The following is a 19907-nucleotide window of genomic DNA, read 5'->3' as shown; positions in this document are numbered from 1 at the left end:
AGCCGCCGCCATGCATAAAGTTCCCTTCAGATGCGCCGATAAACAGAAGCGAATCGCCAACCAATGAGGTGTGTATGTTTAGTCGTGTACGTGTTGTTACCGGTCTGCTGTGCGTGCTGGCGCTGTTTGCGCTGCTGCAGCTGTTTTCCGGCGGAATGTTTTTCAAAACCGTCAGTTCAGATAAAGAGAATTTTGCCTATAACCAGCGGCTGAATACGCTGCAACAGGCGATGGGCACCTCATGGGTTTCGCTGGTTCAGGCGCGCAACACCCTTAACCGCGCCGGTATTCGTTTTCTGCAGGATGCGCAGATGTCCGGATCGGGCGCCACGGTGAAAGATCTGGTGGCACTGGCGGGTGAAGAGCTGAAACAGGCTGAGCTGGGCTATCAAACCTTCAACGCTAACCTGTCAGAAAAAGGCAAAAACGCCGACAACGTCAAAACGCTGCAGGCAAATTATCAGGCTTATCACGACGCGCTGGCCGAACTGATGGTGTTCTTCAACAGCGGCAACTTTAAGGGCTTTGTTGACCAGCCTACTCAGAGTTATCAGGACAAGTTTCAGAAAGATTACAACGCCTGGCTGGAATACAACCAGGTGCTGGCGAAGCAGGGCGTGGATGCCAATGAGCAGGCCTATAGCCGCTCCATCACCATCGTGGTTGCGACGCTGGCTGTCACGCTGCTGATGATTATTCTGGTGTGGAACGTGATGCGCCGCGTGCTAATCCGCCCGCTGCGTCAGAGCATCGAGCATATTCAGCATATTGCGCGCGGCGACCTGACCCAGCCCATCGATCTCTCGGTGCGTAACGAAATCGGCGAGTTGCTGGCTTCCTTGCAGAACATGCAGCAGGAGCTGGCGCGCACCGTTCGTAGCGTACGCGATGGATCGGACGCGATTTATACCGGTGCCAGCGAAATCGCCATCGGTAACAACGATCTCTCCTCACGCACCGAACAGCAGGCCGCCTCACTGGAGCAGACCGCTGCCAGCATGGAGCAGCTGACCGCCACCGTGAAGCAGAACGCCGAGAACGCCCGTCAGGCCTCGAAGCTGGCGCTTAACGCCTCTGAAACCGCGCAGCAGGGCGGCAAAGTGGTGGATGGCGTGGTCACCACCATGAAAGAGATTGCCGGCAGCTCGAAAAAGATTGCCGATATCACCAGCGTGATTGATGGCATCGCCTTCCAGACCAATATCCTGGCGCTGAACGCCGCGGTGGAAGCCGCCCGTGCCGGTGAACAGGGTCGTGGTTTTGCGGTGGTAGCGGGTGAAGTCCGCAGCCTGGCACAGCGCAGCGCGCAGGCGGCCAAAGAGATCAAAGGTCTGATTGAAGACTCAGTCAGCCGCGTCAATACCGGCTCGGTGCTGGTGGAGAGCGCAGGCGACACCATGAGCAACATCGTCAGTGCGGTGACCCGCGTCACCGACATTATGGGCGAAATCGCCTCCGCGTCGGATGAGCAGAGCCGTGGCATTGATCAGGTGGGGCTGGCGGTCACCGAGATGGATCGCGTGACCCAACAGAACGCCTCGCTGGTGGAAGAGTCGGCTGCTGCCGCAGCGGCGCTGGAAGATCAGGCCAGCCACTTAAAACAAGCGGTCTCAGTGTTCAATATTGGTAAAGAATTTGTCGCCCAGGCCGTTAACAAGACAACGGCGACAAAAAGCCTTCAGTTGGATGCGCCGTTAACCGTTGCCCGTCAGTCTGCGTCACGCAGCGACGACAACTGGGAAACCTTTTAATCGCCTGGAAGGCCCGACCGCTGTCTGGCGGTCGGGCATCGCAGCAGAAAGTTAATGTGTTTTAGTTCAGGCCAGGTGCAGAAATGAAAAAATCGACATTCGAGCAAAATGAGACGACGACGCTGCTGTCGCAAATGGTGCAGCGCTTACCGCTGTCAGATACGCATTTCCGTCGTATCAGCCAGCTGATCTATCAGCGTGCCGGTATCGTGCTGGCCGATCACAAGCGCGAAATGGTTTACAACCGTCTGGTACGTCGTCTGCGCACGCTGAATATCGATGATTTTGGTCGTTACCTGGCGCTGCTGGAACACGATCCGAACAGTGCGGAATGGCAGGCGTTTATCAATGCGCTGACCACCAACCTGACCGCGTTTTTCCGCGAGGCGCATCACTTTCCGATCCTCGCGGACCATGCGCGTAAGCGTCAGGGTAATTTCAGCGTCTGGAGTACCGCCGCGTCGACCGGTGAAGAGCCTTACTCGATTGCCATGACGCTGGCCGAAACGCTGGGGACCGGACCGGGTAAGTTCCAGGTTCACGCCAGCGATATCGACACCCAGGTGCTGGAAAAAGCGGTGGCGGGCGTCTATCGCCAGGAGGAGCTGCGTACGCTGTCACCGGCGCAACTGCAACGCTTCTTCCTGCGCGGTACCGGTCCACATGCTGGCATGGTGCGGGTACGTTCTGAACTGGCCAGCATGGTCAGCTACGCACAGCTCAATTTGCTGGCGAATGACTGGGCGCTGCCAGGCCAGTTCGACGCCATTTTCTGCCGCAATGTGATGATCTATTTCGATAAAGAGACGCAGGAGAAAATTCTGCGTCGGTTTGTTCCCTTGCTGAAGCCCGGCGGCATTCTGTTTGCCGGTCACTCAGAGAACTTTAGTCAGATCAGTAAAGAGTTCTGGCTGCGTGGGCAAACCGTCTATGGACTGACGAAGGAAAGATGATGAGCAAAATCACCGTGATGTGCGTAGATGACTCTGCGCTGATGCGGCAACTGATGACGGAAATCATCAATAGCCATCCGGATATGGAGATGGTCGCGACTGCGCCCGATCCGTTAGTCGCCCGCGATCTGATTAAGCAGTTTAATCCGCAGGTGCTGACGCTGGATGTGGAAATGCCGCGCATGGATGGCCTCGACTTCCTCGAAAAACTGATGCGTTTACGGCCAATGCCGGTGGTGATGGTCTCATCGCTGACCGGAAAAGGCTCGGAAATTACCCTGCGGGCGCTGGAGCTGGGTGCGGTGGACTTCGTCACCAAACCGCAACTCGGGATTCGTGAAGGGATGCTGGCTTACAGCCAGATGATTGGCGACAAAATTCGTGCTGCCGCCCGCGCCCGTCTGCATAACCGGGCGGCGATGCCGGTGCCGGCGACGCTGAAAGCGGGTCCGTTGCTGAGCAGCGAGAAGCTGATTGCGATTGGTTCGTCAACCGGCGGTACCGAGGCGATTCGCCATGTGCTGCAGCCGCTGCCAGCCACCAGCCCGGCGCTGCTGATTACTCAGCATATGCCGCCAGGCTTTACCCGCTCTTTTGCTGAGCGGCTGAACAAGCTGTGTCAGATCACGGTGAAAGAGGCCGAAGACGGCGAGCGTATTCTGCCGGGACACGCCTACATCGCGCCGGGTGCGATGCACATGGAGCTGGGCCGCAGCGGTGCCAACTACGTGGTGAAACTGAACGAAGGGCCACCGGTCAACCGGCACAAACCCTCTGTGGATGTGCTGTTTAAATCGGTGGCGATCAACGCCGGACGCAATGCGGTCGGGGTGATCCTCACTGGCATGGGCAACGACGGGGCCGCCGGGATGCTGGAAATGCATCGGGCTGGTGCCTGGACCATTGCCCAGAACGAAGCCAGCTGTGTGGTATTTGGCATGCCGCGTGAGGCGATAGCCACGGGCGGCGTGAGTGAAGTCGTGGATTTAAGCAACATCAGCCAGCACATGCTGGCGAAAATTAGCGCCGGACAGGCATTGCGTATTTAACAGGCCCGTCCTGCCGGGCGAGATAACACAGGAGTAGATATGGCTGATAAAAACATGCGCTTTTTGGTGGTAGACGACTTCAATACGATGCGTCGTATTGTGCGTAACCTGCTGAAAGAGCTGGGCTTCAACAACGTTGAAGAAGCAGAAGATGGCGTGGATGCGCTCTCAAAGCTGAAAGCGGGTGGTTTTGACTTCGTCATTTCCGACTGGAACATGCCGAACATGGATGGCCTGCAGCTGCTGCAAACCATCCGTGCCGATGCCGCGATGAGCAGCATGCCGGTACTGATGGTCACCGCAGAAGCGAAGAAAGAGAACATTATCGCTGCCGCTCAGGCTGGCGCCAGCGGATACGTCGTGAAACCGTTCACGGCGGCGACGCTGGAAGAAAAGCTGGGCAAAATTTTCGAAAAACTGGGCATGTAAGGAGATGTGATGAGCGACCTTCCGAAACCAACTGAGGATGCCTCGGCACACGACATCATTACCCGCATCGGCTCTCTGACGCGTATGCTGCGCGACAGCCTGCGCGAGCTGGGGCTGGATCAGGCGATTGCCGATGCGGCTGAAGCCATTCCCGATGCCCGCGATCGTCTGGATTATGTGGTGCAGATGACGGCGCAGGCCGCCGACCGTGCGTTGAACTGCGTTGAGGCGGCACAACCGCATCAGGATAAGATGGAAGCCGGGGCAACCCAGCTGAAAGGGCGTTGGGACCAATGGTTTGAAAACCCAATTGAACTGGCCGATGCGCGTGAGTTGGTAACGGATACTCGCGAATTCCTTGCTGCCGTGCCGGATCATACGTCCTTTACCAACAAGCAGCTGCTTGAAATCATGATGGCGCAGGATTTCCAGGACCTGACCGGTCAGGTCATCAAGCGCATGATGGATGTGATCCAGGAGATTGAGCGCCAGCTGTTAATGGTGCTGCTGGAGAACATGCCGGAAGTCAGTGCCGAGAAGCGTCAGGAAGGCACCAGCCTGCTGAACGGTCCGCAGATTCACGCCGATGCACCTGGCGTGGTGGCGAACCAGGATCAGGTTGATGACCTGCTGGACAGCTTAGGATTTTAATCGGCTGAAGCCAGCCTGCGGGCTGGCGACACGGCTGCACCTCTCTGTTACGGGTCCACCAGACGGTGGGCCCGCTCTGCTTTGCCCGACTCATCCGTCAAAGAACGCCCCTTTTTCCCGTTTTATCTGCGCTTTAACCCCACTCAAATTTGGCATTCTATGCTCAGAATTCCTGCCAACCGAGGTTTGTCGTGGCTGAAGAGAGCGACGAGGACAAAACAGAATCGCCCACCGCGCACCGACTTGAAAAAGCGCGTGAGGATGGGCAGATCCCGCGATCGCGCGAGCTGACCTCATTACTGATGCTGCTGGCCGGCATCATGATTCTGTGGATGGGCGGCACCATGATGGCGCACCGGCTGGCCAGCATGGTCGCCACCGGTTTGCGTTTCGATCACGGCATGGTGACCGACGATAAAATTATCATCAGCCACATCGGCAGCCTGATTGGTCAGGCGCTGATGGCGCTGCTGCCGCTGATGGGCGGACTGGTGCTGGTCGCGATTGCTGCGCCGATGCTGCTGGGCGGCATTGTGATCAGCGGCAAGTCGATCAAGGTCGACTTCACCAAGCTCAGTCCGATGGCCGGTTTCAAGCGCATGTTTGCCGCACAGGCCTGGACCGAACTGTTTAAAGGCATTCTCAAGACCGTGCTGGTGGGCGCCGTTGGCTGCTGGTACATCTACGCTCACTGGCCGGAGATGCTGCGTCTGATCAGCGAATCCCCGATCACCGCCCTGATACACGGCATGGATATGATCGCCATCTGCTGCACCCTGGTGATGCTGGGGCTGGTGCCGATGGTGGGTTACGACGTTTTCTGGCAGCTCTACAGCTATTACAAAAAGCTGCGCATGTCGCGTCAGGAAATCCGCGATGAGCACAAGCAGCAGGAGGGCGATCCGCACGTTAAAGGGCGTATTCGCCAGCAGATGCGCGCCGCCGCCCGCCGCCGCATGATGGCCGATGTGCCGAAGGCTGACGTCATCGTCACTAACCCGACCCACTATTCGGTGGCGCTGCAGTACAACGAGAAGAAGATGAGTGCGCCGAAGGTGATTGCCAAAGGCGCGGGCGAGATTGCCCTGCGTATTCGTGAACTGGGTGCGGAACACCGCATACCGGTTCTGGAAGCACCGCCGCTGGCGCGTGCGTTATACCGACACACTGAAATTGGACAGCACATCCCCGGCGCGCTCTATGCGGCGGTGGCGGAAGTGCTGGCATGGGTCTGGCAGTCACGCCGCTGGAAGCGCGAAGGCGGCCTGATCCCGACCAAACCGAAAAACCTGCCGGTCCCGGCAGAGATGGACTTTGCAGGAGAGAGCAAAAACGATGGCTAATAACCTGGCCGCAAAACTACGTTTACCGGGCAACTTTAAAGATATGCAGTGGCAGGTACTGGCGGGTCCGGTACTGATCCTGATGATCCTGTCGATGATGGTGCTGCCGTTACCGCCGTTCATCCTCGATCTGCTGTTCACCTTTAACATTGCGCTGTCGATCATGGTCCTGCTGGTGGCGATGTTCACCCAGCGTACGCTGGAATTTGCGGCATTCCCGACCATTCTGCTGTTCTCCACCTTGCTGCGTCTGGCGCTGAACGTCGCCTCAACCCGTATCATTCTGATGGAAGGGCATACCGGTGCGGCAGCGGCGGGTCAGGTGGTTGAGGCCTTTGGTCACTTCCTGGTCGGCGGCAACTTCGCCATCGGTATCGTGGTGTTTATCATCCTGGTGATCATCAACTTTATGGTCATCACCAAGGGTGCGGGCCGTATCGCAGAAGTGGGCGCGCGCTTTGTGCTTGACGGGATGCCCGGTAAGCAGATGGCGATCGACGCCGACCTCAACGCCGGTCTGATTGGCGAAGATGAAGCTAAACGCCGCCGTTCTGAAGTGACCCAGGAAGCGGACTTCTACGGTTCGATGGACGGTGCCAGTAAGTTCGTTCGCGGCGATGCCATTGCCGGTATCATGATCATGGTGATCAACGTTATCGGCGGCCTGCTGGTCGGCGTGGTGCAACACGGCATGGACGTGGGGCACGCGGCGGAAACCTATACCCTGCTGACCATCGGTGACGGCCTGGTCGCGCAGATCCCGGCGCTGGTGATCTCTACCGCGGCGGGCGTTATCGTAACCCGCGTGGCGACCGATCAGGACGTTGGCGAGCAGATGGTGACCCAGCTGTTCAAAGATCCGCGGGTGCTGATGCTGAGCGCCGGCGTCATCGGCCTGCTGGGGCTGGTGCCGGGTATGCCAAACTTCGTGTTCCTGCTGTTTACCGCGGCCTTACTCGGTCTGGCCTGGTGGCTGCGCGGACGTGAAATGCAGCCGAACAAAAAGTCGGAAGCAACGCCGGGCAGCATCACCAAAGCGCCGGACACGCCCGCCACCGCCGAAGCGTCGTGGACCGATGTCCAGCTGGAAGACACGCTGGGAATGGAAGTGGGCTACCGGCTGATTCCGATGGTCGATCATCTGCAAAATGGCGAACTGCTGGGCCGCATCCGCAGTATCCGTAAAAAAGTGGCGCAGGACGTGGGCTTCCTGCCGCCGGTGGTCCACATTCGTGACAACATGGAACTGCCACCGGCGCGCTACCGTATTCTGATGAAAGGGGTCGAAATCGGCAGCGGCGATGCCTATCCTGGCCGCTGGATGGCGATCAACCCAGGCACCGCGGCAGGCAGTCTGCCGGGTGAAGCCACCGTCGATCCGGCGTTTGGGCTGGCAGCGGTCTGGATTGACAGTGCGCTGAAAGAGCAGGCGCAGATCCAGGGCTTTACCGTAGTGGAAGCGAGCACCGTGGTGGCCACCCACCTTAACCATCTGATTGGGCAATTTGCCAGCGAGCTGTTTGGCCGTCAGGAAGCGCAGCAACTGCTGGATCGCGTCACTCAGGAGATGCCGAAGCTGACGGAAGACCTGGTGCCGGGCGTGATTTCGCTGACCACGCTGCACAAGGTGCTGCAAAACCTGCTGGTGGAGCGGGTATCCATTCGTGATATGCGCACCATCATCGAAACGCTGGCTGAACATGCGCCAGTGCAGAGCGATCCTCAGGAGCTGACCAGCGTGGTGCGCGTGGCGCTGGGCCGCGCCATTACTCAGCAGTGGTTCCCGGGCAACGATGAAGTGCAGGTGATCGGACTGGATTCCACGCTGGAACGCTTGTTATTACAGGCGTTGCAGGGCGGCGGCGGACTGGAACCGGGCCTGGCTGATCGGCTGCTGAGCCAGGCGCAGGCGGCGCTGCAGCGTCAGGAGATGCTCGGCGCACCGCCGGTGCTGCTGGTGAACCATCCGCTGCGGGCGTTACTGGCGCGCTTCCTGCGACGCAACCTGCCGCAGCTGGTGGTGCTGTCGAATCTGGAGCTGAGCGATAACCGCCAGATTCGGATGACCGCCACCATCGGAGGCAAATAATGCGCTGGCTGGTGATGGCATTCGTGATGCTGCCACTGATGGCGCAGGCGGCCGGTGGTGCCTGGAGTGCTTCGGCCAATGGGCCGCTGCTGGCTAACCGCGGCAGCTGGCAACGGGCGCAGCCGCTGACGCCGCCCGCCGACATTAGCGGGGAGGTCAGCGTCGTTAACTGGCGTTATCAGCTGAGCAGACCGGCCCCGTCCGGCCTGCAGGTGCGGCTGTGCGGCGAACAGCGCTGCACTTCCCTGGAGGGGGCCAGCGGCACCACACGCGGGTTGGCACATCTGAGCGCCGGTGAGACTTTGCACATGGTGTTTGGTTTTGCCGGAAGCGGGGCTCTGCCACCCGGTTTAAGGGTGGTGAGCAGTGAAGTTATGGTCAATTACGAGTAAGGATATCGTTGCTGAATTGACTGGCGCACCTGGGCACAGTGCGCAAGTGCATAGTTTGTGTTCAGGCGTTAACCCCCTTCATTCCCTCCTCAGAGTAGCGGCCGCCTTTAACTTCAACCTGTTGATGAACAGCATCCAGCAACCCGATATCTTCCTCTTCCAGCTCGATAGCTGCGGCTTCCGCGTTTTCAGTGAGATAAGCGATCTGTTTGGTGCCTGGAATCGGCACAATTTTTTCATACTGTGCCAGTAGCCAGGCCAGCGCAATCTGCCCGGTAGTGGCGTGATACTTCTCCGCCAGCGGCGTTACCGCGTTAAGAAGCTGGAGATTGTGATCGATATTTTCCTGCTGGAAACGGTCATTATTTTTGCGGAAATCACCTTCAGCAAAATCGCTGTTTTTACGGTATTTACCGGTCAGGAAACCTCTGCCCAGCGGCGAATAGGGCACCAGGCCGATACCGAGCTTTTTCACCGCTGGCAGAATTTCCTCTTCGATGTCTCGCGTCCAGAGTGAATATTCCGTCTGCAGCGCGGCCAGCGGGTGGATCGCCTGCGCCCGGTTCAGCGTTGCGGCAGAGGCTTCACACAATCCAATCCGGGCGATTTTACCTTCCTGCACCAGGCGGCTGAGACACTGCATGCTCTCCTCAATCGGGGTCGCCGGACTGATGCGATGCAGATAAAAGAGATCGATACGCTCGACGCCCAGCCGTTTCAGGGAGGCATGGCAGCTGCGGGTAATGTAGTCTGGCTGATTATTAATGGTGCGGGCATAGGCCGCATCCGCCGGACGCTCAATGCCACATTTGGTGGCGACGGTGAATTTCAGCCGTTCAGACTTGCTCAGCCCGGCAAGAAACTCTCCGATCAGCTGCTCGTTGTGGCCACGTCCGTAGAGATCGGCGGTATCAATAAAAGTGATATCCAGCTCGCGCAGCTGGCTGAGCAGTTGCAGGGAGTGACGATCATCGATCTGACCATAAAATTCGCTTAGCCCCATCGCGCCGTAGCCGATGGCGCTGACATCCAGACCCTGAGTTAACGTTCGCTTTTTCATTGTCTCTCCTCGTAAGTGAGACGCGATTGTTTCACTCCGTGCGACAGCAATGAATTGCTCTTTCCGTCATGCAAAAAAGGTATCAGGGACGAGAGGGGACAACATCAGGACGGGCGACAGGCCGCGCGGAAGAAGGGAAACCGCGACTCAGCCGCGCAGACGCGCGGGGCTCAGCGTTCAGCGGACTGCGAGAGTGTTCTCAGCGCATCGAGAACCGCCTCATTGTTTTCATCAGCGCGAATGGCCGCATAAACATCAATCGCCAGCTGTTGCGCCGCGCCTTCCGTCAGCGGGCGGTAACAGAGTCCTGCCTGATTAAAGGTACATTTTGACTGCGGCATCAGCGCGCAGCCTTTACCTCTGGCGATGTGCGACAGCATCAGCAGGGAATCTTCCGGCTCTCTCACTCGCTTCAGCGTGACGCTGAGCATGGCGAAGTAGCGCTCGCATTTATCGTAAAACTGCGGATTGGCACTGCGCGCGAACCAGAACAGCGGCAGGTCAGCCAGCGCCTCCGGTGAGACTTTTGCCGCCAGACTGGCCGGATGGGCCGACGGCATCGCGACCAGAAGCGGCTCGCGGTGAACCCAGGCGTACTGGACAGCTTTTTCCGCTTCCGGACCTTTTTCGCCGGTGAGGATCAAATCCAGGCTGTTTTTTGCGAGGCTTTGCAACAGCTGAGCGGAAGTCAGGCTGGGCATTTCCATCTCAACACGGGCATGAAAAGCGGCGAGTTGCTTATTGAGCGGCGCGATCAGTTCAAAGTTTAGCGTGCGGGTCAGCCCGATGCGCAGCCGTGCGGCAGGCTGCGCTTCCTGCTTTAAGGCACTCAGCGCACTGAGGATCGCTTCTGCTTTCGCCACCAGCGCACGGCCCGCTTCGGTGAGCGTTACCTCATGGGTTGTGCGACTGAACAGCAACTGACCGAGCAGATCTTCCAGGCTTTGAATCTGGCGGGTAAGCGGAGGCTGCGTCATGCTGAGTCGCTCTGCGGCCCGGCGAAAATTAAGCTCGTGCGCGACAGCCAGAAAGCACTGCAACTGTTTAATGGTGGGAAGGTGGCTGCTGATGAGGTGCGCGGCGACAGACATAACACGCTCCTGCTGCGGAGATTGGGGGGAAGTTCAGAGAGGATACTGAGATCAGAAACGGAGAGGGAAAACCTCTCCGTTTCTGAGATTACATGCGCTCGACGGTGTCGATACCCAGCGTATCCAGACCCTGCTTCAGCGTTTTCGCGGTCAGCGCGGCCAGCTGTAGCCGGCTCAGGCGGGTTTCTTCTGATTCCGCGCTGAGGATCGGGCAGTGCTCGTAGAAGCCGGAGAACAGACCGGCCAGATCGTAGAGATAGGCACACATCACGTGCGGCGTACCGTCGCGCGCCACCTGAGTGATCACCTCTTCGAACTGCAACAGACGGGTGGCCAGCTGCGCTTCACGTTCTTCGCTGATCACAATCTCTGCATCCAGTGCATCAGCGTCAATACCGGCTTTACGGAATACCGACAGCACGCGGGTATAAGCGTACTGCATGTAAGGCGCGGTGTTGCCTTCAAACGCCAGCATGTTATCCCAGTCAAAGATGTAGTCGGTGGTGCGGCTTTTCGACAGGTCAGCGTATTTCACCGCGCTGATGCCCACCACTTCCGCCAGCGTTTTCACTTCCGCTTCGCTCATCTCCGGGTTCTTCTCACGCACCAGGGTATAGGCACGCTGATAGGCTTCATCGAGCAGATCGGCCAGCTTGATGGTGCCGCCGCTACGGGTCTTGAACGGACGACCATCTTTGCCCAGCATCATGCCGAACGCGTGGTGTTCCAGCGGTACCGACTCCGGCACATAGCCCGCTTTACGCACGATAGTCCAGGCCTGCACCAGATGCTGATGCTGACGCGAGTCGATGTAGTAGAGCACCCGATCGGCCTTCAGGGTTTCATAACGATATTTGGCGCAGGCGATATCGGTGGTGGTGTAGAGGTAGCCGCCATCCTTTTTCTGGATGATGACGCCCATCGGTTCGCCTTCTTTGTTCTGGAACTCATCCAGGAACACCACGGTCGCGCCTTCACTTTCCACCGCTAACCCTTTCTGTTTCAGGTCAGCGACGATGCCGGGCAGCATATCGTTGTAGAGGCTCTCACCCATCACATCTTTGCGCGTCAGGGTGACATTCATGCGGTCATAAATTTTCTGGTTCTGACTCATGGTGATGTCGACCAGTTTTTTCCACATCTGGCGGCAATAGTCGTCGCCGCCCTGCAGTTTGACCACATAGCTACGTGCCCGCTCGGCAAATTCTGGATCTTCGTCGTAAGTCCGCTTGGCTTCACGGTAGAACGCTTCCAGATCGGCCAGCGCCATCTCGGCGTGATGCTCGTTTTGCTGTTTTTCGAGGAAGGCAATCAGCATACCGAACTGGGTACCCCAGTCACCGACGTGGTTGGCGCGAATCACCCGATGGCCGAGAAACTCCAGCGTGCGGACCGCCGCATCACCAATGATGGTGGAGCGCACATGGCCGACATGCATCTCTTTGGCCACGTTCGGCGCAGAGTAATCCACCACGATGGTCTGCGGCTCGGCCAGTTGCACGCCGAGGCGCGGCAGAGTCAGTGCTTCGCGGGCGTGGGTCGCCAGCCAGTGGTGGTCGAGGAAGATGTTGATGAAGCCCGGTCCGGCAATTTCAACTTTACTGGCGATGCCGGTCAGGTCGAGATGCTGGATCACTGCTTCCGCTAATTGTCGCGGTGCCTGTCCCAGCTTTTTCGCCACGGCCATAATACCGTTGGCCTGATAATCACCAAACTGGACCCTGGCGGACTGACGAACCTGCGGTTCGCAATCGGCGGGAGCGCCGGCTAAAACCATTGCCTGACTGACTTTTGCGGAAAGAAGAGCCTGAATATTCACCGAGTTACCTTCATGTGCTGAACAACGCCCGAACCTGTTGAGTCGAGCCGTCATCATCTTGCCTGGCAGCATCGCGCAACGGAGTGACAGAAACGGATGGAACAGACAAAATGGAAAAAAATGAGGGGAAAAGTATACGTGAAATGTCGGTGGGCGTCAGTATTTGGATGAAGCGGGGAAACAGAGCCGAAGATGTTTCCCAGGGGCTTTAACGACGTCGTGGATGACGGCGAGGGTTCTTGACGCTTTTATCTTCACGCACCTTCCAATGGCGGGAAATTGCAAATCCCATCAGTGCGATCAGGACTGCGACAACGATGAGCATAGACATATAGCCATTCCTTTTGGTTGTGTTGGGTCAAATTTATAAGAAAGAGGAGGTGGCTGCAATTGTTTGAGTGCCAAATAAGACTTATCTTATTGTATTAAAGAAGGTGATATAAATCATGAATTTAAGTCACTTTCATCAATTAACTCATGGACCTAAAGAGGGGATTAATCCGAATTGAAAGCTGTTCTTATACGCTTTTGCAGGAAATAATGGGTTAAATAGGATGAATCTTACCATTTTGTCATGCGCAAGGCCGCGCAGGCCAGGGGTTCGATTGATAATAAAGTTTAAACAAACCGAGAGGATTTCCCGTTTTGAACCGATCTTTTCCCGCTGAATTGGATGATTTAAAGACAGATTTGCAACGTTTTGAAGAATCGTTGCAAAGTTTTGCACAGAGGCTGGGTTTACAACTTAACGATCTTGAAATCGATCACATTGCGGTGCGTTGTCATCAGGAAGCGACGGCAATACGCTGGCAGCAAGGGCTGCAACAGATCGGCAGTCAGTTTTCCCAGGCCATGATTAATGGCCGGCCAATCTGCCTGTTTAAATTGCATCAGCCACTGCAGGTAGCAGGCTGGCCGGTGGATGTGGTTGAGTTGCCGTGGCCCGGCGAGAAACGTTACCGTCATGAAGGATGGGAGCATATCGAAGTGGTGCTGCGCGGCGATCATCAGACGCTGGGCGTGCGGGCTATGGCGCTGTTATCCGATGACGCCCTGACTCAGCCCGGTATTTCGTTCAAAACCAGCTCGCCGCAGGGCGAAAATGAGCGTCTGCCGAATCCGACCCTGGCGGTCACAGATGGGCAGACAACCATTAAATTTCATCCGTGGCGACTGGAGGAGATCGTCGCCAGCGAGCAAGGCTAAGGCCGGGCAGCAACGGCGCGCTGCAGACGAGCAACCGCCTCATCGAGCAGGGCGCGGGTACAGCCAAAGTTGAGACGGACAAACTGGTCGTCACCAAACTCGCGTCCGGCTGACAGCCCCAGCCCATGTTTTTCAAAGTAGAGCGCCGGGCTGGCCACACCCAGACCGCGCGCATCGATCCAGGCCAGATAACTCGCCTCAGGCGCTGAAAGCGACAGCCCGCTGAGCTTATTCACCTGCGACACCAGCCAGTCACGGTTGCTGCGCAGGTAGTCATTCTGTGCGCTGAGCCAGTCACTGCCTTCGCGCCACGCCGCTTCTGCGGCCGTCAGCGCCAGAATATCAACATCCGGCACGATGCCACGCCGGACACGATCAAAGCGTGCGCGGAGTTCAGGATTGGGGATGATGGCGATGGACGCACCCAGTCCGGCAATATTGAAACTTTTGGACGGTGACAGCAGCGTAATCGAGCGCAGTGCCGCGTCTTCGCTCAGGGTGGCAAACGGAATATGCTGCACGCCGGGTTCCAGCACCAGATCACAGTGGATCTCGTCGGAACAGACGATCAGATCATGCTGCTGAGCAAACGCCAGTTGCGCCTGCAGTTCATCACGCCGATAGACCGTGCCTCCCGGATTCTGGGGATTGCACAACATCAGCAACCGCTCTTTGCCCGTCATCTGCCCGTCTGCCGCTGCCAGATCCAGCAGCCAGCGTCCCTGTTGCAGAATCAGCGGCAGGTTCAGCTGACCTCGCTCCGCCAGTTTTGCTGCACCGCGAAACGGCGGATAGATGGGCGTCGGTGCAATGCTGCGTTCATCCGGAGCAGTAAAGGCACGCACCGCAAGATTTAACCCGGTCACCACGCCAGGCAGCACCACAATCCATTCGGGATTAACGTGCCAGTGATAGCGCGAGGCCAGCCACGCAATCGCGCTGTCAATGAAACCGACAGGCTTATCGCCATAACCAAAAATGCCATGTTCGGCGCGGGCCTGTATCGCTTCGATCACAGCCTCAGGGGATCGAAAATCCGTATCCGCCACCCATAACGGCAGAATGTCCTGGTCCGCATATTTGTTCCATTTAAGGCTATCGCTGTGACGACGGTCTATCCGTTGGTCGAAATTGAATGCCATAGTTAACTTTCCCGGTAAACTCATTCCAGCAGCCAGACTAACTGATGAATCTGCCTTGAACCAGAGTCATGTAAAGGAGAAGAGAATGACCACACTGGAAATTTGCTGCTATGGCGTGGATTGCGCAGTGACCGCGCAGCAGGCCGGCGCCGATCGGGTTGAACTCTGTGCCGCACCGCGAGAAGGGGGATTAACCCCGTCGGCAGGCATGCTTCATGCGGCCCGACGTGAGGTTTCAATTCCGGTTCATCCCATTGTCCGGCCACGCGGCGGAGATTTTTGCTACACCGCACGCGAATTTGAGGCGATGAAATCTGACGTTGCATTGATCCGTGAGCTCGGTTTTCCCGGGCTGGTCATCGGCATGCTGAATGAGGATGCGCATATCCATCGGGGTCAGATGCGGCAGATTATGGCGCTGTGCGACGGACTGGCGGTGACCTTTCACCGCGCTTTCGACCTGTGCCACAGTCCGAAGCGGACGCTGGAAGAGCTGACCGATCTCGGCGTGGCGCGCATTCTCACTTCCGGCCAGCAGCAGAGCGCGGAGAACGGAATTGCATTACTCAAGGAACTTAATGAGGCGAGTACAGGTCCTATCATTATGGCAGGTGCCGGTGTTCGTCTCAGTAACCTGCAAAAGTTCCTCGACATGGGTATACGTGAAGTTCACAGCTCGGCAAGCCGGTTAGTCGCTTCGCCGATGCGCTACCGTAAAGCGGGTGTGTCCATGTGTTCTGAAGCCGAAACCGACGAGTTCAGCCGCTATTGTGTGGATGGCGATGTGGTGGAAGCGATGAAAAGCGTGATGCAGATGAGCACCGTTCGGGTGGCCTGAATCATGACCGATTTTGCCGCGCAGCACGCCGATCATTGACGTGGTGTTTGCAAGTACCAAACCCCAGTATGCTTGCTGGGGTTCTTTTTGCCCGCAACAAAATCTTTAGCCGAACCACGCGGCCGCGGCGCTGCGGCATAGTGCAGCATAGTGCAGCATTCTGGTCTGATGCCGTGCGGACAGAAGGCGCTGCGCGTCGGACGTAATCTGTGAGCTGAAATCATCCATGTCGTCTTCGGCAAGGCTTTATAGCTTAATCCGTCGCACCTTCACGCTAAACATCGGACTACTGAATATAACCACTCGCGATTTTTCTGATTATTTTTCCGTCCGGTAAGCTGACTTTTCGATATAATGTTTTTTATCGTTGTGCGCTGGTTTTATATTCAGCGATCCACAATCTACGCCGGTTACGTTATCATTTTTGGTAGTATTATTCCGTAACTTATTCCAATGCTTTCTTTCCAGTCCGCAACGACTGCGAAACGTTGAACGCTGCGCCGACTTTTCTTAATCCCCTGCAGGGAAACGCTGGAATTTCATCTCACTGCTTTATTTTTTGCGCTAACTGTCAGTAAAGAAGTGACGCCTGAAATACAGAAAGCAATTAGCGTAAAGTCCGGCATTGTAAAGAGATCTGCATGGGTGTCGCCATCTGTCATTGGGCGTAAATAAAAAAGTAAAGATCACCGCGCGTCTTTATTATTGTCATTATGGAATGCATAGAGTGCAATAAAATATTTCCTCAGGCCTGGCTATTATTTTATTTGACTTGAATGAAAGGAAAGGTAGATTCTTATTACGTCGATTTTCGCTGATATACCGCCGTGGATGTTTTCCAGGTAAGACCTGGTTTTTAACAAGGAGTGAAATTTAATGAAAAAGACTTTCTTAACGATACTATTACTTTCGTCGCCAGCGGTAACGCTTGCTGCTACACAGTCATGCAGCGAACAGCTTGCTGATATTAGCGCTAAAAGCGAAATGGCCAGAAATAGCGGAAATAGCGCGGAGGTCTCCAGGCTGGAAATTGCACGTAATAAGGTGCAAACCTACTGCTCAGACGACCGTCAGGCACGCCAGGCGACCCATAACGTCAGTAAGAAAGAGTTAAAGGTTAAAAAAGCAGAGCTTGAACTGCAGCAGGCGCAGCAGGAACTGGCGGAAGCGAAAGAAGAGGGTCGGCTCGACAGAATCTCTCAGAAAACACATAAAGTTGAAGAGAAAAAACTCAAGCTTGAATCCGCTAAAATTGACCTGAAAGAAGCTCAGGACGATGCTGAGCGCCTGAACTAATCACCGCGTAACAGACGATGTTGAAAGGCTCTCATAGAGAGCCTTTTTTACTTTTTAATCTTAACCGATCGTGATTCAGCGCTCGCGAGGCGCAACCTGTTTTCGGGCGGTTCCAGGGTTGCTCAACGCATAGCGTTTCGATTGGTTCACGTTGCGCTATTCCCCTTCAACCGGGTGAGAAGTCATGCTTTACCCAGCTTAACTGAACCCTCACGTACTTAACTGCGCTCTGTTATTCGCCCGCCTCGCGCGGATGCTCTTTCTGATGCGGATCATAAATTTTTTCCGTTCCCAGTCGCTTCACCGCCGGCCGCCATGCCTGCTGTTCGCAATAATCACACCGCTGTTCCGGCTGCGCTTTACTCTGCACTACATAACCGCAATGACCGCAGGCGAAGCGGTCATCAACCGCAATATGCTGGTTAAACTGCTGGTTCTGTTCAGGTAATAACCATAATCCGGCACGAGGTTGCCGGTAGCACAACAGGCTGACCCGGCCGGAAGGTTCCAGCCAGGCGCGCCGCACCTCTCCCAGATGCTGAATCCCCATTGAGCGCAGTTCGGAAAAGGTACGTTCGCGGGAGAACTCCGCATGGTGCAGATGCTCCAGCGCCAGCCGCCCATCCATCACCAGCATCGTGGCGTCACCCTGGGTCAGCACTTCCAGCCGATGCGAAAAAAACGTGGACCAGGAGAGCAGGCGAAAACAGCCAAGCAGGGTGATCAGCAACACGATAGTGGTCAGTATCCCTTTTTCAGGCGTCTGTAACGGTGCACCAATTGCAGCACCCAGCATAATCATGATCGCCAGGTCGATAATGCTTAACTGACCGGCGAAGCGTCGGCCCATCAGCCGCAGCACCAGCAGTAAAACCAGATAGATACACAGAAAGCGCAGCAGGACTTCCGCCGCAAAGGACCAGGGCGCTTCACCTATCAGCCAGCGGTGCAGAAGATCACCCATGATCACTCCTCCAGCGACGCAGACGCAGGCAGCCATTGGTGCGCGTGGCAACCGTGGCAGGCACTGTCAGCAGGCGTGGTGCGGTCAGCCAGGTTTCCGCAGGAGGCGCAGACCTGATGCTCGCCGGTCTCCATTGCGGCGATCAGGGCGTGATCGCCGCGAGGCACAATCGCCAGGCCGGGCCGCGGCGTATCACTCCAGATCAGCGTCAACGCACCGGAAGGCTCGATGTAGATGCGGCTGAGCTGGCCCAGATGCTGAACGCCACGACCGCGCAGCAGCGAAAACAGTTTCTCGCGTGACAGTACGGTGGCGCGCAGCGTTTCCAGCTTCAGGCGACCTTCATCCAGTAGCACCCGTTCGCCACCCGCCAGCAGCCGATCGAAGCGGCGTGAACCCAGGCTGAGATGGCCTGCCAGATGCTGTAACGCCAGCAGGCTGACAATAATCACCAGCGGCGGCAACAGCCCGCGTTTGTCATCCAGCAACGGAACGCCCATCGTACCCGCCAGTGTCACCACCGCAGAGAGTTCGAACAACGTATATTGTGAGGCCACGCGACGCCCCAGCAGACGTAATGTGATAATTATCAGGACAAAGCAGATCACTGCCCGTCCCATCACCTCCAGCAGAAACGTTGGCGGATTCTGGCCAAAAACCAGACGCGCAATATCTGACAAAGCGATTTCATCCTGCTTCATGACTCATCTTTTCTCCGGTTAACTCACGCCAGAGTGAAAAGTATATCGGCAGAATTTCATTTTTCCGCCCGGCCTGAAACGCGCTTAACCCTTGTGCCGTCTGGCTTAGAGGCTAAAAAACGTTATAAAACCGGAACAAAGTGCGCGCGATTTTAGGTTGCGGGCGATGAAATAATTGACGCTATCTGACAACGGATATTTTTGCGCTACACCGCCATTCGTCGCTGCAGCGTTTACACTTAACGCAACGTTGTCTGGAACTTACCCTATGAAATGCGAACCGATTGTTGCCGCAAGCCTGTTACTGGCTGCGTTGAGTCCTCCGCTGTTTGCGGCCAGCCAGTGCGGTCCGCACAGCGGGGCTATTGCCAGCAGTAATAACTGGATCCTGCTGGGCGGAAGCGCAAAAGGCGCGGTTAAGCAGGTGATCGCCGGTGAGTTTGGCAAAGATGTCAATTCTCAAAAGCGGGTGCTGGGGCAGTTTGACGCCTGTGGCGATTTGCTGGTGGCTGACGTCAGCTATGACAAGAACGAGCGCAACGTGATCCTCAGTATGGAGCAGCACATCGCCAGAGTGCAGGGCGGCTGGGTGGCGGAATATGCTTACCTGGTGAAAGTGCTGAAAGAGGGGAAAGAGGTGGTGGTGGATAACCGGCAGGGGACGATTAACTGGCACAAGGGCCAGCACGGTAACATCATCAGCGCGTCGGACAAATTTACCAGCATGGGCAGCAGCGGATTTACCGACACCACCTATCGTTACGATCCCCAGTTCCGGCTGCAAAAGAGCGTGGCGCGCGGCAGCGATCAACTGACCAACGGGGAATATCTCTATCGCTGGAATCAGCAGGGTCTGGTAACCCGTACCAGTTCAGCCCGCAGCACCGACAGCTACAGCTACGATAACCAGTGGCGCGAGCTGCGTCTGAATGGCACCGCCACCACGCCGCTGAGCACCATCCGCACCGTCGATGAATGCCAGTCGTGGGACCAGGCGGGTAACTGCACTCTAAGCTATCTGCATGAAACCGAGATGTTTACCCGCGGCACCATCGAACGCCATCTCAGCTCCGCCTACAAATATGAGTACTGGGATCAGCCCGCCGCTGAAGAGTAGCGGGCGACTCGGCAAT

At 56.6% G+C, this 19907-nt stretch carries 19 protein-coding genes; 12 read left to right on the top strand and 7 right to left on the bottom strand.

Translation table 11 applies throughout. The features are described from left to right. Positions 1-74: 74 nt before the first annotated feature. The 8 genes from WFK59_RS07290 (at position 75) to flhE (ending at position 8657) form a co-directional block, all read left to right on the top strand. Positions 75-1751 carry a methyl-accepting chemotaxis protein gene (locus WFK59_RS07290; protein ID WP_233987866.1) on the top strand — a complete coding sequence of 559 codons (1677 nt, stop codon included), beginning with the start codon at positions 75-77 and terminating at the stop codon, positions 1749-1751. An 83-nt stretch (positions 1752-1834) separates the two neighbouring features. Next, positions 1835-2704 (top strand): protein-glutamate O-methyltransferase CheR, encoded by an 870-nt coding sequence (cheR, locus tag WFK59_RS07285; protein WP_233987867.1) that lies wholly within the window; start codon positions 1835-1837, stop codon positions 2702-2704. Then, positions 2704-3753: a protein-glutamate methylesterase/protein-glutamine glutaminase gene (locus WFK59_RS07280; RefSeq protein ID WP_233988161.1), complete on the top strand. Its 1050-nt coding sequence runs from the start codon at positions 2704-2706 to the stop codon at positions 3751-3753. The genes cheR and WFK59_RS07280 overlap by 1 nt, the downstream gene beginning before the upstream one ends. 39 nt (positions 3754-3792) lie before the next feature. Continuing rightward, entirely contained in the window at positions 3793-4182 is a 390-nt protein-coding gene (gene cheY / locus WFK59_RS07275; RefSeq protein ID WP_094121240.1) for a chemotaxis response regulator CheY, read from the top strand. Between the two features lie 9 nt (positions 4183-4191). Beyond that, positions 4192-4833, top strand: coding sequence for a protein phosphatase CheZ (gene cheZ / locus WFK59_RS07270; protein WP_094121241.1), 642 nt, complete (start codon positions 4192-4194; stop codon positions 4831-4833). Between the two features lie 191 nt (positions 4834-5024). Then, positions 5025-6176 (top strand): flagellar biosynthesis protein FlhB, encoded by a 1152-nt coding sequence (gene flhB, locus WFK59_RS07265; RefSeq protein ID WP_094121242.1) that lies wholly within the window; start codon positions 5025-5027, stop codon positions 6174-6176. Continuing rightward, entirely contained in the window at positions 6169-8265 is a 2097-nt protein-coding gene (gene flhA, locus WFK59_RS07260) for a flagellar biosynthesis protein FlhA (protein WP_233987868.1), read from the top strand. Before flhB ends, flhA begins: the two co-directional genes overlap by 8 nt. Beyond that, a complete protein-coding gene (gene flhE / locus WFK59_RS07255; RefSeq protein WP_083067821.1) occupies positions 8265-8657 on the top strand; it encodes a flagellar protein FlhE in 393 nt (130 codons plus the stop codon). The genes flhA and flhE overlap by 1 nt, the downstream gene beginning before the upstream one ends. Positions 8658-8718: 61 nt before the next feature. Here the strand turns inward: flhE and WFK59_RS07250 are convergent, their stop codons facing one another. The 4 genes from WFK59_RS07250 to WFK59_RS07235 all read right to left on the bottom strand — a co-directional run bounded on the left by WFK59_RS07250 (position 8719) and on the right by WFK59_RS07235 (position 12958). Continuing rightward, positions 8719-9717 (bottom strand): aldo/keto reductase, encoded by a 999-nt coding sequence (locus WFK59_RS07250; protein WP_336755463.1) that lies wholly within the window; start codon positions 9715-9717, stop codon positions 8719-8721. A gap of 170 nt (positions 9718-9887) precedes the next feature. Further along, entirely contained in the window at positions 9888-10808 is a 921-nt protein-coding gene (locus tag WFK59_RS07245) for a LysR substrate-binding domain-containing protein (RefSeq protein ID WP_336755461.1), read from the bottom strand. Between the two features lie 88 nt (positions 10809-10896). After that, complete coding sequence (argS, locus tag WFK59_RS07240) at positions 10897-12627, bottom strand: arginine--tRNA ligase (RefSeq protein WP_336755459.1); 1731 nt, start codon at positions 12625-12627, stop codon at positions 10897-10899. Between the two features lie 208 nt (positions 12628-12835). Then, positions 12836-12958: a hypothetical protein gene (locus WFK59_RS07235; protein WP_007889544.1), complete on the bottom strand. Its 123-nt coding sequence runs from the start codon at positions 12956-12958 to the stop codon at positions 12836-12838. Between the two features lie 314 nt (positions 12959-13272). Here WFK59_RS07235 and WFK59_RS07230 point away from each other — a divergent pair, with 314 nt between their 5' ends. Beyond that, positions 13273-13833, top strand: coding sequence for a VOC family protein (locus tag WFK59_RS07230; protein ID WP_233987872.1), 561 nt, complete (start codon positions 13273-13275; stop codon positions 13831-13833). Here the strand turns inward: WFK59_RS07230 and WFK59_RS07225 are convergent. Then, positions 13830-14975, bottom strand: coding sequence for a MalY/PatB family protein (locus tag WFK59_RS07225; RefSeq protein WP_336755456.1), 1146 nt, complete (start codon positions 14973-14975; stop codon positions 13830-13832). The genes WFK59_RS07230 and WFK59_RS07225 overlap by 4 nt on opposite strands. An 85-nt stretch (positions 14976-15060) precedes the next feature. Here WFK59_RS07225 and cutC point away from each other — a divergent pair, with 85 nt between their 5' ends. Beyond that, positions 15061-15813, top strand: coding sequence for a copper homeostasis protein CutC (gene cutC / locus WFK59_RS07220; RefSeq protein WP_233987874.1), 753 nt, complete (start codon positions 15061-15063; stop codon positions 15811-15813). A gap of 876 nt (positions 15814-16689) precedes the next feature. Beyond that, positions 16690-17109 (top strand): DUF1090 family protein, encoded by a 420-nt coding sequence (locus WFK59_RS07215; RefSeq protein WP_336755453.1) that lies wholly within the window; start codon positions 16690-16692, stop codon positions 17107-17109. A 232-nt stretch (positions 17110-17341) separates the two neighbouring features. Here the strand turns inward: WFK59_RS07215 and WFK59_RS07210 are convergent, their stop codons facing one another. Both WFK59_RS07210 and WFK59_RS07205 read right to left on the bottom strand, forming a co-directional pair. Then, the gene (locus tag WFK59_RS07210) at positions 17342-18073 is read right to left on the bottom strand and encodes a DUF421 domain-containing protein (RefSeq protein ID WP_336755451.1); all 732 of its coding nucleotides are present in this window, start codon (positions 18071-18073) and stop codon (positions 17342-17344) included. Between the two features lie 2 nt (positions 18074-18075). Then, positions 18076-18774 carry a DUF421 domain-containing protein gene (locus WFK59_RS07205; protein ID WP_233987928.1) on the bottom strand — a complete coding sequence of 233 codons (699 nt, stop codon included), beginning with the start codon at positions 18772-18774 and terminating at the stop codon, positions 18076-18078. 268 nt (positions 18775-19042) lie between these two features. Between WFK59_RS07205 and WFK59_RS07200 the strand changes: the two genes are divergently transcribed. Next, complete coding sequence (locus WFK59_RS07200; protein WP_233987929.1) at positions 19043-19891, top strand: hypothetical protein; 849 nt, start codon at positions 19043-19045, stop codon at positions 19889-19891. Positions 19892-19907 lie beyond the last annotated feature (16 nt).

Source organism: Pantoea sp. USHLN298 (assembly GCF_037149395.1).
GTDB lineage: Bacteria > Pseudomonadota > Gammaproteobacteria > Enterobacterales > Enterobacteriaceae > Pantoea > Pantoea astica.
The sequence above is the reverse complement of the archived record's forward strand: the minus strand, read 5'-3'. Positions and strand labels throughout refer to the sequence as shown.

What these genes read in the sequence shown, in the direction of transcription:
- cheR (WP_233987867.1), top strand. Translation starts at nt 1,835, where the DNA reads ATGAAAAAATCGACATTCGAGCAAAATGAGACGACGACGCTGCTGTCG.
- WFK59_RS07280 (WP_233988161.1), top strand. Translation starts at nt 2,704, where the DNA reads ATGAGCAAAATCACCGTGATGTGCGTAGATGACTCTGCGCTGATGCGG.
- cheZ (WP_094121241.1), top strand. Translation starts at nt 4,192, where the DNA reads ATGAGCGACCTTCCGAAACCAACTGAGGATGCCTCGGCACACGACATC.
- WFK59_RS07290 (WP_233987866.1), top strand. Translation starts at nt 75, where the DNA reads ATGTTTAGTCGTGTACGTGTTGTTACCGGTCTGCTGTGCGTGCTGGCG.
- flhE (WP_083067821.1), top strand. Translation starts at nt 8,265, where the DNA reads ATGCGCTGGCTGGTGATGGCATTCGTGATGCTGCCACTGATGGCGCAG.
- WFK59_RS07200 (WP_233987929.1), top strand. Translation starts at nt 19,043, where the DNA reads ATGAAATGCGAACCGATTGTTGCCGCAAGCCTGTTACTGGCTGCGTTG.
- cutC (WP_233987874.1), top strand. Translation starts at nt 15,061, where the DNA reads ATGACCACACTGGAAATTTGCTGCTATGGCGTGGATTGCGCAGTGACC.
- flhA (WP_233987868.1), top strand. Translation starts at nt 6,169, where the DNA reads ATGGCTAATAACCTGGCCGCAAAACTACGTTTACCGGGCAACTTTAAA.
- WFK59_RS07250 (WP_336755463.1), bottom strand. Translation starts at nt 9,717, where the DNA reads ATGAAAAAGCGAACGTTAACTCAGGGTCTGGATGTCAGCGCCATCGGC.
- WFK59_RS07205 (WP_233987928.1), bottom strand. Translation starts at nt 18,774, where the DNA reads ATGAAGCAGGATGAAATCGCTTTGTCAGATATTGCGCGTCTGGTTTTT.
- WFK59_RS07225 (WP_336755456.1), bottom strand. Translation starts at nt 14,975, where the DNA reads ATGGCATTCAATTTCGACCAACGGATAGACCGTCGTCACAGCGATAGC.
- WFK59_RS07245 (WP_336755461.1), bottom strand. Translation starts at nt 10,808, where the DNA reads ATGTCTGTCGCCGCGCACCTCATCAGCAGCCACCTTCCCACCATTAAA.
- WFK59_RS07235 (WP_007889544.1), bottom strand. Translation starts at nt 12,958, where the DNA reads ATGTCTATGCTCATCGTTGTCGCAGTCCTGATCGCACTGATGGGATTT.
- WFK59_RS07215 (WP_336755453.1), top strand. Translation starts at nt 16,690, where the DNA reads ATGAAAAAGACTTTCTTAACGATACTATTACTTTCGTCGCCAGCGGTA.
- cheY (WP_094121240.1), top strand. Translation starts at nt 3,793, where the DNA reads ATGGCTGATAAAAACATGCGCTTTTTGGTGGTAGACGACTTCAATACG.
- WFK59_RS07210 (WP_336755451.1), bottom strand. Translation starts at nt 18,073, where the DNA reads ATGGGTGATCTTCTGCACCGCTGGCTGATAGGTGAAGCGCCCTGGTCC.